General features: G+C 65.3%; 9 protein-coding genes and 1 pseudogene. 7 read left to right on the top strand and 3 right to left on the bottom strand.

What is annotated here, in order from left to right; genetic code table 11:
* Nucleotides 1-58: 58 nt before the first annotated feature.
* The 3 genes from dctA to H537_RS0138185 all read left to right on the top strand — a co-directional run bounded on the left by dctA (nucleotide 59) and on the right by H537_RS0138185 (nucleotide 4,957).
* Nucleotides 59-1,423 carry a C4-dicarboxylate transporter DctA gene (dctA, locus tag H537_RS0138195; RefSeq protein WP_051244599.1) on the top strand — a complete coding sequence of 455 codons (1,365 nt, stop codon included), beginning with the start codon at nucleotides 59-61 and terminating at the stop codon, nucleotides 1,421-1,423.
* Nucleotides 1,424-1,470: 47 nt separating this feature from the next.
* Nucleotides 1,471-3,792, top strand: coding sequence for an NADP-dependent malic enzyme (locus H537_RS0138190; protein WP_043462068.1), 2,322 nt, complete (start codon nucleotides 1,471-1,473; stop codon nucleotides 3,790-3,792).
* A gap of 172 nt (nucleotides 3,793-3,964) precedes the next feature.
* Nucleotides 3,965-4,957, top strand: coding sequence for a tripartite tricarboxylate transporter substrate-binding protein (locus H537_RS0138185; RefSeq protein ID WP_029002049.1), 993 nt, complete (start codon nucleotides 3,965-3,967; stop codon nucleotides 4,955-4,957).
* 80 nt (nucleotides 4,958-5,037) lie between these two features.
* Here the strand turns inward: H537_RS0138185 and H537_RS48155 are convergent.
* A pseudogene (locus H537_RS48155) lies at nucleotides 5,038-7,979 on the bottom strand (Tn3 family transposase).
* A 603-nt stretch (nucleotides 7,980-8,582) separates the two neighbouring features.
* On the opposite strand from H537_RS48155, the gene H537_RS54115 reads away from it, so the two are divergent.
* The 3 genes from H537_RS54115 (at nucleotide 8,583) to H537_RS0138165 (ending at nucleotide 10,400) form a co-directional block, all read left to right on the top strand.
* Nucleotides 8,583-9,383 (top strand): PEP-CTERM sorting domain-containing protein, encoded by an 801-nt coding sequence (locus tag H537_RS54115; protein ID WP_029002048.1) that lies wholly within the window; start codon nucleotides 8,583-8,585, stop codon nucleotides 9,381-9,383.
* A gap of 94 nt (nucleotides 9,384-9,477) precedes the next feature.
* The gene (locus H537_RS0138170) at nucleotides 9,478-9,873 is read left to right on the top strand and encodes a PxKF domain-containing protein (protein WP_029002047.1); all 396 of its coding nucleotides are present in this window, start codon (nucleotides 9,478-9,480) and stop codon (nucleotides 9,871-9,873) included.
* 272 nt (nucleotides 9,874-10,145) lie between these two features.
* On the top strand, nucleotides 10,146-10,400 hold the full coding sequence (locus H537_RS0138165) for a hypothetical protein (protein WP_029002046.1): 255 nt from the start codon (nucleotides 10,146-10,148) through the stop codon (nucleotides 10,398-10,400).
* A 371-nt stretch (nucleotides 10,401-10,771) separates the two neighbouring features.
* Here the strand turns inward: H537_RS0138165 and H537_RS0138160 are convergent, their stop codons facing one another.
* On the bottom strand, nucleotides 10,772-11,119 hold the full coding sequence (locus H537_RS0138160) for a hypothetical protein (protein ID WP_029002045.1): 348 nt from the start codon (nucleotides 11,117-11,119) through the stop codon (nucleotides 10,772-10,774).
* Nucleotides 11,120-11,206: 87 nt separating this feature from the next.
* Nucleotides 11,207-11,872 (bottom strand): TetR/AcrR family transcriptional regulator, encoded by a 666-nt coding sequence (locus H537_RS0138155; protein ID WP_029002044.1) that lies wholly within the window; start codon nucleotides 11,870-11,872, stop codon nucleotides 11,207-11,209.
* Nucleotides 11,873-12,176: 304 nt separating this feature from the next.
* Between H537_RS0138155 and H537_RS48150 the strand changes: the two genes are divergently transcribed.
* On the top strand, nucleotides 12,177-14,006 hold the full coding sequence (locus H537_RS48150) for a tannase/feruloyl esterase family alpha/beta hydrolase (protein ID WP_169517189.1): 1,830 nt from the start codon (nucleotides 12,177-12,179) through the stop codon (nucleotides 14,004-14,006).
* Nucleotides 14,007-14,339 lie beyond the last annotated feature (333 nt).

The following is a 14,339-nucleotide window of genomic DNA, read 5'->3' as shown; positions in this document are numbered from 1 at the left end:
ACATGCCAACGAAGTAGCTTGACAGGGCGGGAAGTCCCTGTAGTCCATATAAGACATCATGAGCATTGAGACGGCCGCTTCCACGGCACGGGTACCGCTCCTGCGCCGGCTGTACGTGCAGGTCCTGATCGGCATCCTGTTGGGTGTGGCGCTGGGACACTTCTACCCGGCCATCGGCACCGACATGAAGCCGCTGGGCGACGGCTTCATCAAGCTCATCAAGATGCTGTTGGCGCCCGTCATCTTCGCCACCATCGTCGTGGGCATCGCCCGCATGGGCGACCTCAAGGAGGTCGGCAAGGTGGGCGCCAAGGCGCTGCTGTACTTCGAGGTGCTCTCGACTCTCGCGCTGGTGGTGGGCCTGCTGGTGGTCAACGTCATCAAGCCCGGCGTGGGCATGAACGTCGATCCGGCAGCGCTCGACGGCAAGTCGATCTCGGCCTATACGAGCATGGCCGAGAGCCAGCACACGGGCGCCGTCGACTTCCTCATGAACGTCATCCCGAAGTCGGTCGTCGGCTCCTTCGCCGAAGGCAACGTGCTGCAGATCTTGCTGTTTGCCGTGCTGTTCGGGGCGGCCATGTCGCGCTTCGGTGACCGCGTGCGGCCCTTCATCGACATGCTGGACATGTTCCTGCAGGGCATGTTCGGCATCGTGCGCATGGTGATGGTGCTCGCCCCCATCGGTGCCTTCGGTGCGATTGCCTTCACCATCGGCAAGTACGGCATCGGCTCCATGGCCGCCTACGGCAAGCTCATCGTGGCGGTCTACGCCACCTGCGCGCTGTTCGTGCTGGTCGTGCTCGGCGCGGTGGCCCGGATCTGCCGCATCTCGATACGCTCTTACCTGCGCTACATCCGTGAGGAGTTGCTCATCACCTTCGGCACGGCGTCCACGGAGTCGGTGCTGCCGCAGATGATGAAGAAGCTCGAAGCCGCAGGCTGCCGCAAGAGCATCGTCGGCATGGTCCTGCCCGCGGGCTACACCTTCAACCCGGACGGCACGGCGATCTACCTGACCATCGCAGCGGTATTTGTGGCACAGGCCACCAACGTGCCGCTGTCGCTGTCCGACCAGCTGGTGATCCTGAGCGTGCTGATGCTCACGTCCAAGGGCTCTGCGGGCGTGGCCGGCGCAGGCTTCGTGACGCTGGCCGCCACGCTGGGCAGCCTGCACACCATTCCCGTGGCCGGGCTGGTTCTGCTGCTGGGGGTGGATCGCTTCCTGAACGAAGCGCGCGCCATCACCAACCTGATCGGCAACGGGCTGGCCACGATCGCGGTGGCCAAGTGGGAAGGGGCATTCGACGAGGCGCGCTGGCACGAGGTGACCGGCGGCGGTGTCGCGCAGGCCCAGGCAGGCGATGGCTTGCCGATGGAGAGCTCGCCGTTGACTGCAGGCGACCTGCCGGTCCGCTCCTGACTCCAGCGCGCGACGCCATCTACCCCAACGCTTCAGTCCTGACCACCATGACCACCCACTCCAAAGACCTGCGCCAAGCCGCGCTCGACTATCACGCCCAATCGCCCGCCGGCAAACTTGCGGTGGCCGCAACGAAACCACTGGTCAACCAGCGCGACCTGTCGCTGGCCTACTCGCCCGGCGTGGCCGCGCCGTGCGAGGAGATCATCGCCGACCCGGCCAACGCCTATCGGTACACCGCCCGCGGCAACCTCGTGGCTGTCATCAGCAACGGCACGGCCGTGCTGGGCCTGGGCGATATCGGCGCCCTGGCCTCCAAGCCGGTGATGGAGGGCAAGGCCGTCCTGTTCAAGAAGTTCGCCAGCGTGGACGTGTTCGACATTGAGATTGACGAGAAGGATTCGAAGAAGCTGGTGGACGTGATCGCCGCGCTGGAGCCTACCTTCGGCGCGATCAACCTGGAAGACATCAAGGCGCCGGACTGCTTCTACGTGGAGCGTGAGCTGCGCCGGCGGCTCAAGATCCCTGTCTTCCACGACGATCAGCACGGCACCGCCATCACGGTAGCGGCAGCCATGCTCAACGCGCTCAAGGTCGTGGGCAAGGACATCGCGCAGGTCAAGCTGGTGGCCTCCGGCGCCGGGGCGGCTGCGCTCGCCTGCCTGAAATTGCTGCTCAAGGTGGGACTGAAGCGCGAGAACGTGTTCGTCACCGACTTGGCCGGCGTGGTCTACGAGGGCCGCAAGGAGCTGATGGACGAGGACAAGCGCGAGTTCGCACAGAACACCGATGCGCGCACGCTGGCGGACGTGATCGGCGGCGCGGACGTCTTCCTGGGCCTGTCCGCGGGCGGCGTGCTCGAGGCGGCCATGGTCGAGCGCATGGCCTCGCGCCCCGTGATCTTCGCGCTGGCCAACCCGACGCCCGAGATCACGCCGGAGGCGGTGCGCGCCGTGCGTGACGACGCGGTCATGGCCACCGGCCGCGCCGACTACCCGAACCAAGTCAACAACGTCCTGTGCTTCCCCTACATCTTCCGTGGGGCGCTGGACTGCGGGGCCACAACCATCACCGACGAGATGGAGATCGCGGCGGTGCATGCCATTGCGCAGTTGGCGCAGGCCGAACAAAGCGACCGGGTTGCAGCGGCCTACGTCGGCGAGACCATGGCCTTCGGGCCAGACTACCTGATTCCCAAGCCCTTCGACCCCAGGCTGATGATCGAGATCGCCAGCGCGGTGGCCCTGGCCGCCAAGCACAGCGGTGTGGCGCAACGCCCGATTCCCGACCTGCAAGCGTATCGGGAGCGGCTGCAGGCCTTCGTGTACGCCTCCGGCACGACGATGAAGCCGATCTTCGACATGGCCAAGAGCGCGGCGAAGAAGCGCGTGGCCTATGCGGAAGGCGAGGAGGAGCGGGTGCTTCGTGCGGCGCAGATCGTGGTGGACGAGGGTCTGGCGCGCCCGACGCTGATCGGCCGCCCGGCCGTGATCGCCCAGCGCATCGAGAAATTCGGCTTGCGCCTCAAGCAAGGCATCGACTACGACATCGTCAACGTCGAGCACGATGAGCGCTACCGCGACTTCTGGCAGACCTACCACGCGATGACGGAGCGCAAGGGCACGACGGCGCAGACGGCCAAGATCGAGATGCGGCGACGCCTGACGCTCATCGGTTCCATGCTGCTGCACAAGGGCGAGGTGGACGGCCTGATCTGCGGCAGCTGGGGCACCACGGCGCAGCATCTGGGCTACATCGACCAGGTCATCGGCAAACGCGGCGCGCGCCCTGGCGACGAACGCGAGCGCGTGCCGGTCTATGCCTGCATGAACGGCCTCGTACTGCCCAACCGGCAGGTCTTCCTCGTGGACACGCACGTCAACTACGACCCGAGTGCCGAAGAACTGGCCGAGATCACCGTCATGGCGGCCGAGGAGATGCTGCGCTTTGGCTTGGCGCCGAAGGTGGCGCTGCTGTCGCATTCCAACTTCGGCAGCAGCGACCAGCCCAGCGCCGTGAAGATGCGCCGCGTGCTGGCTCTGCTGCGCGAGCGCGCGTCGTGGATCGAAGTGGACGGCGAGATGCATGGCGACTTGGCACTCGACAGCAGCCAGCGGCAGCAGGTGATGCCGCGCTCCGCCCTGGAAGGCGACGCCAACCTCCTGGTGTTTCCGAACATGGACGCGGCCAACATCGCCTACAACCTGCTGAAGGTGGTGGCCGGCGGGAACATCGCCATCGGCCCCATCCTGGTTGGCGCCGCGGCGCCGGTGCACGTCCTCACGGCCAGCACGACGGTGCGCCGCATCGTCAATATGACGGCGCTGACCGTGGCCGATGCCAATGCACCCGTGAGGCCGGTCGCCTGACCGCACCAGGGTGCATGCCGCCGCAGGCAACGAGCCCGCCGGCGGCATGCGCGCAAGGCCATGCCGGCCAGGCATCAAACCAGAGAAATCCGGCATTGGCCTTGGCGCATTCGTTTTCTGATCATCGACAGCGGCAACAAGCCCGCCCAACACATATCCGGAGACAAGACATATGCGTCGAATCATTTACCGCGCCAGTGCCATCACCCTGGCCGGATTCATGGCCATGACCGGTCAGGCTGTGCGGGCCGAGTTCCCGGAAAAGCCCATCACGCTGGTCGTGCCGTTCGCAGCCGGCGGGCCAAGCGACAAGATTGCCCGGGACTTGGCCGACTCGATGCGCAAGCAGTTCGGCAACCAGACGATCCTGGTTGAGAACGTCGGTGGTGCTGGGGGTACGCTGGGCGCGGCCAAGGTGGCCAACGCCAAGGCGGACGGCTACACCTTGCTGGTGCACCACATCGGCTTCGCGACCGCCCCCGCCCTGTACCGCAAGCTGGCCTACAAGGGAATCGACGACTTCGCCTACCTTGGCCTGATCAACGAGGCGCCTTCAACGCTGATCGGGCGTACGAACCTTCCAGCCAAGAACTTCGCCGACCTCCGCAAGTGGCTCTCGGCCAACAGCGGCAAGGTCAACCTGGCCCATGCCGGCGTCGGCTCGGCTTCGCACCTGTGCGGGCTGATGCTGCAAAGCGCGCTGAACCTGCAGCTGACCACCGTGCCCTACAAGGGCACCGGTCCGGCCATGACGGACCTCATGGGCGGGCAGGTGGACCTGATGTGCGAACAGGCCACCAACAGCGTGCCGCAGATCGAGAGCGGCAAGGTCGTGGCCTACGCCGTCACCAGCGCGCAGCGCATGAAGCTGCCAGCGCTCGCAGCCATACCGACCTTGGCCGAGTCCGGGTTGAGTGATTTCAACGTCACCATCTGGCACGGCCTCTACGCGCCCAAGGACACGCCGCCCGCGGTCTTGACCAAGCTCAACGGGGCACTGCGCGCCTCACTCAAAGACCCAGACCTCATCAAGCGCCAGGAGGCGCTGGGCATTTCCGTCGTCACAGATGGGCGCGTAGAACCGGCCGGGCACAGGAAGTTCGTAGAGGCAGAGGCGGCTCGCTGGTCCAAGGTCATCAAGGCGGCCGGCGCATACGCCGACTGATGCACATGCACAGGCAGGTGCACATGGGTTCTGTCCTGTGCCCCGCTGTCGTGCCACTACAACCTTGCGCGAGCCAGCCGCTACCTGAGCTTGAAACTGGCCGCTTCGCCACTGTTCTCCCGCAACAGCGACTCGGAGAATTTTTCGACTCCAAAGCGCGTGGTGCCGCGGAAGTTGATGTGCCCGAAGTGAGCCGGCCCGATGTGCCGCAGCCAATCGTCCTCGATGCGCATGCCGCTGCCGCGCAGTGCAAGGACCACGTCGTTCATGCGCTGGGTATTCCAAGCTAGCACGACGTTCGTCAGCAGACTGTGAGCACCCGAGATGGCCCGCAGCTCGTCGGGACGCCGGCCACGCTCGGGCGCTATGCGACCGCTGTAGACCGCGCGCTGGAGCTGGTGCACGGATTCCCCCCGCGAGAGCAGCGTGTGGATCTCGCGCCGAAAGTCGGCCACGGCGAGGTAGTCGCACAAAAACACCGTACGAAGCAGCCGGCCCAGATGCTCGGCGGCCCTGTGCACGGGGTCGCCTCGCGCCGCCGAGCCGAAGCGCTGCATCACCTGCGCCGCCGACACCCGGCCGCTGCGGATCGACGTGGCCAGGCGCAGCAGCTCCGGCCAGCCAAGCTCGATGGCCTTGAGGGAAACGCGTCGCTCCGTCACGGCGTCCAACTCCTCGGGAATGAGATACGGCCTGGGCAGAAAAAGTTTGCGCTCGGCCAGATCGCGCAAGCGCGGACACAGATCAAACCCCAGCAGCTTCGCGACTCCCATCGCAGCGTCCGTCCAGCCATGGGTATCGCAAGCAACCAAGGACAGCCGAATGCGGTCCTCGACCCGGTTGTGCTGCTCGACGCCCTCGATGGCGGCTCCAGCTTGGCGCTCGCCCAGCACAATGGGCTGGTCGTAGACGATGCCCCAGCGGTCGCGCAGGTGGGTGTAGATGCCCGCGGCGTAGGTACGCCGGCGCGGATCGACGCGCGCGTTCCAAAGATGCCGTGACGCATCGAGGGCGGGCATGTCGCTCGACGCCTTGTCGCCGTCGCCCCAGAGTGCCACCAGTGGGAGGCGGCTCTGGAATTCGGCCACGCGCTCGTTAGCGCGGCGCAGCCGCCCGCTGCCCTCGATGGCGCGCATGGCCACGAGGATCTGAGCGGCATCCAGCCCCGGAATCATGTGCGCCACGCCCCTGGCATCGAGGTCCGTGCCGTGCGCCAGCAGCGCACCGTACACGGCGATGAGCTCCTGCGAAGAGGCTGCCCGGTGCCCCAGCAGCGCATCGCTGAAGTTGGTTGCGGCGTCCACCTCAAGGATGAGGTCGGGCAGCTGGACGTCGCCGATGCGCTGGTAGATGGCCTCGCGCGTGCGCACTGGCTCGCCATCGTCGGGCAGCGCCGCCAGGGCCGGCAGGTGCAGCATCCGGTCCGTGCCGATCTCCACCTTGCCCACGCGCAGCGCTTCCACCAGGGCCTGCATGCCCGCGTGGATGGCAGCCACCAGCGGCATCAGCAGCGCGTCGAACGACCCTGGCACGCCCGGCAGTTCCACATGCTCGCGCTGCTGCAACGCCCACTGCTGTGGCGGGATGAGCAACTGCTCTCGGCCCTGGAAGCTCAGGGAGTGGTCGATCCACACCGAGCCGCGGCGCAGGCTGCGCCGCAATGCCAGCATCGTGCTGGCCTCGAAGGCACGCCAGCCCGCCTTGTGGTCCGACTGCTGCACCAGGCTCCTCCAGGCCGCTCCCACGTCCGGGATGTCGTTGCGCCCGACGCCCTCGCGGCCGACCCGGGCGCGCAACGCGGTCCACGCCTGCCACTGCTCAAGGCCAGCATCCTTGGCCCTCCCGTGAAACTCCAGCCCGGACAGGACATCGAGGCAGGCATGGACCCGCGTCGAGTCGTCGGCCAGCGCCCTTCGCACGCGCGACGCGAAGCTGACCGGCACGGCATCGCCGACCGTGGCCAGCAGTTCCTGCGCTTTCAGCACCCGCTCCTCCCAGGACTTGGTGCCGTCGTAGAGCACCGCCTTGGCCAACGCGGCCTGTCGCAGCTGGCTCGCGCTTTCCTGGGCGTGCCGTGTGCGCGCGCGCTCGGCTGCCGAGCGAACGAGTTGCTGCGCGCGCCGGCTGGCCAGGTGCAGCGCCGCGTCAGTGAGCTCCAGCAGCGTCACGCGCAGGAAGCACACCACCTCGACAAGTTGCGCGGCGAGCTTGATGTCGCGGGTCCTGTAGGGCCGCCGAGCCTGTATCTGACGCGCGTAGGCCTGCTGCCGCGCCAGCACCACGCCGGAAAGGTCCCATTCGTGCGCCCCAGCGTCTTGAGATATCGAACCTTCTCCAGTGTCTCGGCCAGCGTCGTGGGGCTGTGTCGCCTGGGCGGCGTTTTGAGCCATTCGATGCGGCTCACGTCCGTGCCGGGCTGCGGCGCGTGCACAGCCAGCAGCAGCTTCGCAGCCTTCGCGCGGCCCACGGCATCGGCCACGCAGATCACGATCTGCGTCTCGATCTTGGCAAAGGCATTGCGCGCCCAGTCCAGCAGCCGGCGGGTCGAGGGAATCAGGATGCGACGGGTGAAGAGCCAGTGCCTGGCCACCTGCACGAGGTCATCGGTGTGCGCCGCATCCTGCGCTCGCACCTCCAGTGCCGACACGAGGTCGTGCTCCTGCGGGGCATCGAGCTCGGTGAGCCCGAGATACTCCTTGGCCCAGCGCTGGTGGGTGAAGAGGGTCTGTTTGCGTCTGTAGATCGACCGCAGGCTGGCAATGGACGGGGCCGTTACGCCAAGGGCGCCGGCCGTACAGCGCAGCAGGTTGCGCGGCAGGACGGTGAAACCGTCCAGGGGACGCCCGGCCACGCGCATGAACAGCACCATCAGCGCCGCGGCCAGCTGGTGGGCTTCCCGGAAGTGCTCCTTCACGGCCTCGGCGTCGGCCTTGGTCAGGGAGAAGTAGTGCTCCCGGTCGAAATCGCTCAGCCGCCCCGGCAGGCAGTCGCATCCAACGAAGCGGTCGGCAAATGCAGACATCGCTGCCTCGGCGCAGGAAGTGGGACGCCGACTCTACTGGGTGGCAGTGAGTGCTGCCATCAGCCAGCCGTCAGCATCTGGGCTGCCGAATAAGTGAGAACCCTAGTCCTAGCGATCGCAACTGGACGTAACCCCAAGCGCACCCATTTGCACGCGGAGTCCGTCCACCCCATAGCCGCCTGGTGAAAACGGTGCTCGCCTGGCAGCTGCATGGCCATTCGCAGCACCGACACGGAAAGACTGCATCCATGGGCGCAAGGCGCCGATGCCTTGCCTGCGCACGCAGGACTCCAGCCGCCTGCGTGGCCATGGCAACGATCACCATGGATAGCGAAGACAAGAGCCTTTGGCCGGCATGAAGACACTTGGTTGCAGCGTCACGATGGCCGTAAAACAAGAGCTGATCTGGAGCAACGGCACTGGGCCCGCCCCTCGACCAGCGATGCTCTGAAGGGCTTGGTTACGGACGTAACGTCAGCATCCTTTGACCCGTGCCAGCAACAACGGATGGTTCTTGGGCGGCGGTCTTGCACGGATGCTGCGCAGGCTCGCCGTACCTTCTGCTCCCAGAAATTCTTCATTTTTCTGGATGGAGACGCCTTGATGAAACTCGTCCTGAGCACCTTGCTGGTTGCCGTATCCGCCCCCGCCTTGGCTGCCGTCGGTTCCACCGCCAGCCTCACCGATCTGCACTACGAGCTGGTGGATCTGGATCCCAACGACGGCATCACGCCCTACGTGCGGTTCAGCGGCGGCGCGCTGGCCCAGTCCTTCATCGACTACCACTTCTGCGACGTCGGCAACGGGTGCGACAGGGCCATGGGCAGTTTCACCGTGCCCGCTTCAGCTTTTGTCGAAGACCCCAGCGACGGCAAGAGCGGCTTTTCCTCCGTCTCGAGCGCTGGACTGCTTGCCGGCGGTACTTTTGATATCAGCGTGAACGGCTACGCCGATACCAAGCACAACGAATACCAAAGCCGTGCCCTGTACCGCACCGTTGACGGGCAACCGCTGTTCGTGCTGTCAGCCAACACGGCGATACGGGTTACCGGGCAGTACACGCTGGATGCTTGGGGTACGCCTTGGGTCGATGCTCGTCGCGGCTTTGGTAATGACGGCTCCTACGCCAGCGTGTTTTTCCAGTCAAAGTTTATCGACGGCGATCCGTTCAAGCAGGAAGTGAGCGCGTTCGTAACCCCTACCTCGCCGCCAGATACCGAGCATCTGATGGGGCAGATGTCGGTGCTGCTGCGAAACGACAAGGACCACCAAGCCGTGCTGTGGGGCAAGTGGGGTGTCGTCGCCGGTGGCAGAGTGGCGGGCATTCCTGAGCCATCGACCTACGCACTGATGCTGGCGGGCTTGGCCGTGGTCGGCGTCGCAGCGCGCCGACGCCGAACCTAATCTGCAGAGCCCGCTCAAACGCAACGGCACGGTGGTGGCCTGGGGTGACGGCACATTTGGCCAGACAGCCATACCCTCCGGACTGCGCGGCATCATGGCGATCGACGCGGGCGTCTTTCACACGGTGGCACTCAAGAGCAGCTACCGATTTGGCGGTTTCCGTGGCCCCGTAAACGCCCTGCCTGAGATCAATACGCTCGAGGCAGGCGCAGGCGTCACCGTAAGGTTCCGTCTGGGCGGCAACCACGGCCTGGACATCTTCGCCGAAAGTTTCCCGGTTTCACGGTGGGTCTCATGCCGCGCTGACGCCAACACTGACGAAATCGAGCACTCCGTGCAGGCCCGCAGCAACAGCCTGCGCTATGACGCCGAAACCGACATCTACACCTTCGTCTGGAAAACCGATCCTGGTTGGAGCGGCCAGTGCCACAGGCTGCTCCTGCGCTTTGCCGACGGCATCGAGCACACCGCGCTTTTCCGCTTCAGGTAGGCCGGTTCAACGGGGCAGGGGGCCAATGCTTATAGGCAAGGGGACCCCGCCATGGCGCTGCTGAGCCGGAGGGCGGACCGGCTGGTTTTTGACGATGGGGCGCTAATGACATGGCCTTCGGGTGATGCTACTTGCAGCGGGTGCTACGGTTCCTTGATCAAAGCTTCGGAACTGGGCATCGCTACGAACCTGCATCCATGGGACCAGTAGGGCGAGCGCCTTGCTTGCAGACGCAAGACTCCAGCCGCTGCGCGGCGATGGCAAGGCCCTCCATGGATAGCGAAGACAAAGAAGACCTCACGGCAGGGATCGACTCGTTGCGCGCCAGCATTGCCGGCCTCACGGTGGCCATCGGCGCGCTCATACAGACGCACCCCAGGCACGCTCAAATGCAGCTCGCCATGACGGCCTTGCTGGAGCAGCAACTCGGCTCGGGCGCGTTGTCCACCGTGCTCAACGAGCGGCAGCGGGAGCAGATGCGGGACTTGGTGGAGTGGCTGGGCTCGATTCGCGCGCAGCAGGACTGACAGCCCTGAATCAGTGCCGCTCGGTCCGTGCCCAGCGGACCAGCACGCCGTCGGGCTGAAGCTGTGTGGCGTCCGTTGCTGGCCGCCAGATCCAGCCGCTCCCTGGCACGTGCCTGCTGCACAGTTTCAGCAGACCAGGCTACTTTGCGGTCGATCCTGGGCCGCACCGCCAGCGCAGGATCTTGCGCCGGCCCTCAACTCGGATACCCGGTGGCTTTGCTGTGCGGGCTCCGCCACACGACGTCAGGTCTTGCCTTGTCATGGAGTATCTCGCTGGCGTGGATGGCAGCGGTGGATGCGGCTTGATGACGAATACTTTGCCGACCGTGCCATCAATGACATCGCCGAGTGACTCCGGACAAGAGCGCCGTTCAGTCCACCACGCCCTGCCGCCCCAGCGCATCGAATGCCAGCCGCAGGCCGTACTTTGAAACGCGCTCGCCAGCATCGGCACGCCGCACCATGTCGGCGGCCCAGGCGCGCTCGCGGCCCGCTCTGGGAGGCACCGGCCGCAGGTACTTGCGCCGGATCTCGGCAGCGCGCAGCGCCTGCTTGGGCTCGGGGTTCGCGCGGAAGGGTGGCGCCGGCGCGGTGCTGCACAGGTCACGGAAGCGGGCAGCGGTGGGCGGCTCGTCCAGGTCTAGCAGCGCCAGCGCGTGCTCGATGGCCTCGGGTCGCTCGGCGTAGCTGGAGAGCTCGCGAGCACGATTGGCTTTCACCGCTCCCAGGCGCGGGACCGTGCCGCAGTAGCACTGCTGGACTGGTACGGAACGCTTTTTGATGACTGGCGGGTGCGCTAAACCCAGTCACCTGCCGTCTGGCCGGCGAGCATCGGCATACCGCAACACAGCATCCGAAATGAACTGCCGAACATGCTCCACGTCGGACCAGTTGCGGCCGAAGATGGCGCCGAAGGTGTAGCGGTTGGAGGCATTGAAGAATCCCAGCGAAACGATGAGCTGGTAGAGATCCAGCACATCGATGTCCTTACGGAAAACACCGCTGGCCTGTCCCTGGATCAGGATCTCCGACGTCCGGGCCAAAGAAGGCCCGGACCATGACGGCATCGAATGCAGTTGCTTGAGGTAGCGAGCCTCATGCTGGTTTTCGATGGCAACCAGGGAGACGAACACAGGGTGGTTCACGTAGTAGTCCACGCGGAACTCGACCAGTTTGCGCAGTGCCTGGTCCGGCGCCAAGCCGTCCGTGTCGATGGCCTGCTCGGCCAGCCAGATCTCCCGGTACGCGTTTTCCAGCACGGCGATGTACAGTCCTTCGCGCCCGCCGAAGTAGTAGTAGATCATCGCCCGCGTGGCGCCGGCCTCGGCCGCAATGGCTTCGAGCCGGGCACCCGCGAATCCCCGACTGGCAAATTCTGACGCCGCCGCCCGCAGCAGGCTGGCGCGCACCACCTCCGTGTCTCGTCCCGGCACGGTGGCAGGCGTTCGTTTGGTCGAAACGTTGGCAGCCATTTGCAAAGAGTATCAGCGTTCCAGGATTGCACCCCCCCTACATCAGTGCCTAGGGCCAGAGTCAGCGCGAAAGGCGGGTTTGCCCTTAACGGCTTTGTTAACAGCGCCGTTACCGTGAGCTCCCCGGATCCAAGGCGGTGTAGTCAACGAGGGTGAATTCGCATTCTCTTGCGAGGGGTAGGGCGCTCCATGGTCAAGCGTGGTGACGCAACCTCACTCAGGCAGCTTTGGGCCGTTCAACGTCCATCGTCCTGACCGTGGCCTGATGCCTGCCCGCCGCTTTGGCAAGCCAATAGGAGACAGCATGATTTCTCTCCTGTCTGGACCGGCACGAAGGCCGCGAAGCCTTCTGGCCGTGGTGTTCGCGTCCGCGCTGTGGCTCTTGCATCCCCTGGCACAAGCCATGAGCGGGTCGGTAACGCTTCCCGTCATGTCCTGCGCCGACCTGATGAAGGTGGACTTCAGCAGGCTGGAGGACGCCCCCACCAAGATCAATTCCGCCCTCGAGACCCCCGCAGGCAACGGCATCCCGACGGCTCAGTGCGTGGTCAGCGGCTATGTGGCGCCTGAGCTGCAGTTCAACGTGCGGCTGCCGATGGACAACTGGACCGGGCGCTTGGTCATGCAAGGCTGTGGCGGCTATTGCGGCAACCTCATCAGCTTGCCTGTGAGCTACAGCCCTTCAGCAGCCACGAACTGTCCGCGCATCCTCTCGGGCGAACTCGCCGTTGCTGGCCATAACGGCGGGCATGTGGGTCAGATGAATCCCAACCGATTCCTCGCCTCCATATCCGACGGCATGTGGGCCCTCAACAACCCGGATGGCCTGATCGACTTCTACTACCGCTCCAACCACAAGGCGACGGTGGCGGTGAAAGCCATCATGCGTGCGTTCTATGGCCGGCCCGTCCAGTTTTCGTACTTCGACGGCTGCTCCAGCGGTGGTCGCGCCGGCTTGCACGTCGCCCAGCGCTATCCCGAGGACTACGAAGGCATCCTCGCCGGTGCGCCTACGATCGACAACACGGCGACCAATACCTTCTCTCACTCGTGGAACGTGCGCGTGAACCGTGCGCCCAACGGGACGTCGATCCTCACGTCGGACAAGATCCCGGCGCTGGCCAAGGCCGTGCTGGCCGCTTGTGCAGACGAGAGCGGCATGATCCAGGATCCCCGTGCCTGTCGTTTCAACGCCAACTCGCTCATCTGCAACGGCGCCGACAACGCTTCGTGCCTGACACCGGCGCAGGCGCGCGCCGCGAACCGTATCCACCAGGGCCCGGTGGATGAAAATGGAAGGCTACTTGCGCCAGGCGGGATGCCTTACGGCTCTGAGCTGGCCTGGGCTGGCTCCATTGCGTTGGCACCGGGCGTGGTCTACAGCCAGGACACGTCGAGCGAGTTCGCGTTCTCGTACGACTTTCCCAACTACATGGCCCGCTTCCACGAAACCGGCATCACCAACGCCAACATCCGGTTCACGAGCCAGGAGTTCCGGTACCTTGATGCCCTGCACGGCATCAATGACCCGACGAACCCGGACCTCACCGCATTTGCTGCACGTGGCGGCAAGCTCATCATGTGGCAGGGCTGGGCCGACCCCGGCACTTCGCCGTTTGGAACGCTGAACTATTTCAATGCGGTTCGCAACTACATGGGTTGGGATGCCGCATCCCACTTCATGACGCTGTACATGCTTCCCGGCGTCTACCACTGCGCCGGTGGGCCTGTCGCCGCAACGCTCGATATGCTCACGCCCCTCATGAACTGGGTAGAGGACCAGACGGCGCCCGCGGCACAAGTGATCTCGTACCGTACGACCGGAGACGCCACCTCGCCGGTGACGCGTACGCGCAAGGTGTTCCCGTACCCGTCGACCTCTGTCTACAACGGCCGCGGGAATGTGAACCAGGCGTCGAGCTATGTCCAGGGGCCTCCCACCCCAGGCGTGAGCGACGTGCTCCACTGGGCGGGTCTGTTCCACTACACCCCCAACCAGCAACTGTGGTGCAAGACCGAGGGCCGGGCCAGGAGTGCGTCGGTTCAATGTGTTCCGTTGGCCGACTTCACGCGTGATCAAGAGCGCCAGCGTAGTGAGCGCGAACGTGCTCGTGCAAGCGGTGGTGATTCCTGAGAGGGCGAATCATTGAAGGGGTTTGCAAGGAGCACGGGTCGTATCTCTTGCGCCCGTTGTCCACGGCACCACGCCGGCTGCCCACGCCACCTCGCGGGCGGTGCTGGACGGAGGCAAGTTCTTGCGCCTGACCTGCGCCCCCAGTGTGCCTGCTTGAACTCCAACCGCGTATGGAAACTTGACACCGGCGCAGTGCAGCACATGTCGCGGAACTGGGCAGCGGTGGGCGGCTCGTCCGGGTCCGTCAGCGCGTGCTCCATGGCCTCGGGCCAGTAGGCCTTGTTGCGAGCCTCTCGTTCATGCGCAGTACACGCCGCCGCGCCCGCTCACCCC

Source organism: Azohydromonas australica DSM 1124, from assembly GCF_000430725.1.
Lineage (GTDB): Bacteria > Pseudomonadota > Gammaproteobacteria > Burkholderiales > Burkholderiaceae_C > Azohydromonas > Azohydromonas australica.
Note: the sequence above shows the minus strand (reverse complement) of the source record. Positions and strands in the feature narration are given on the sequence as shown.

What these genes read in the sequence shown, in the direction of transcription:
- H537_RS0138185 (WP_029002049.1), top strand. Translation starts at nt 3,965, where the DNA reads ATGCGTCGAATCATTTACCGCGCCAGTGCCATCACCCTGGCCGGATTC.
- H537_RS0138165 (WP_029002046.1), top strand. Translation starts at nt 10,146, where the DNA reads ATGGATAGCGAAGACAAAGAAGACCTCACGGCAGGGATCGACTCGTTG.
- H537_RS0138170 (WP_029002047.1), top strand. Translation starts at nt 9,478, where the DNA reads ATGGCGATCGACGCGGGCGTCTTTCACACGGTGGCACTCAAGAGCAGC.
- H537_RS0138190 (WP_043462068.1), top strand. Translation starts at nt 1,471, where the DNA reads ATGACCACCCACTCCAAAGACCTGCGCCAAGCCGCGCTCGACTATCAC.
- dctA (WP_051244599.1), top strand. Translation starts at nt 59, where the DNA reads ATGAGCATTGAGACGGCCGCTTCCACGGCACGGGTACCGCTCCTGCGC.
- H537_RS48150 (WP_169517189.1), top strand. Translation starts at nt 12,177, where the DNA reads ATGATTTCTCTCCTGTCTGGACCGGCACGAAGGCCGCGAAGCCTTCTG.
- H537_RS54115 (WP_029002048.1), top strand. Translation starts at nt 8,583, where the DNA reads ATGAAACTCGTCCTGAGCACCTTGCTGGTTGCCGTATCCGCCCCCGCC.
- H537_RS0138155 (WP_029002044.1), bottom strand. Translation starts at nt 11,872, where the DNA reads ATGGCTGCCAACGTTTCGACCAAACGAACGCCTGCCACCGTGCCGGGA.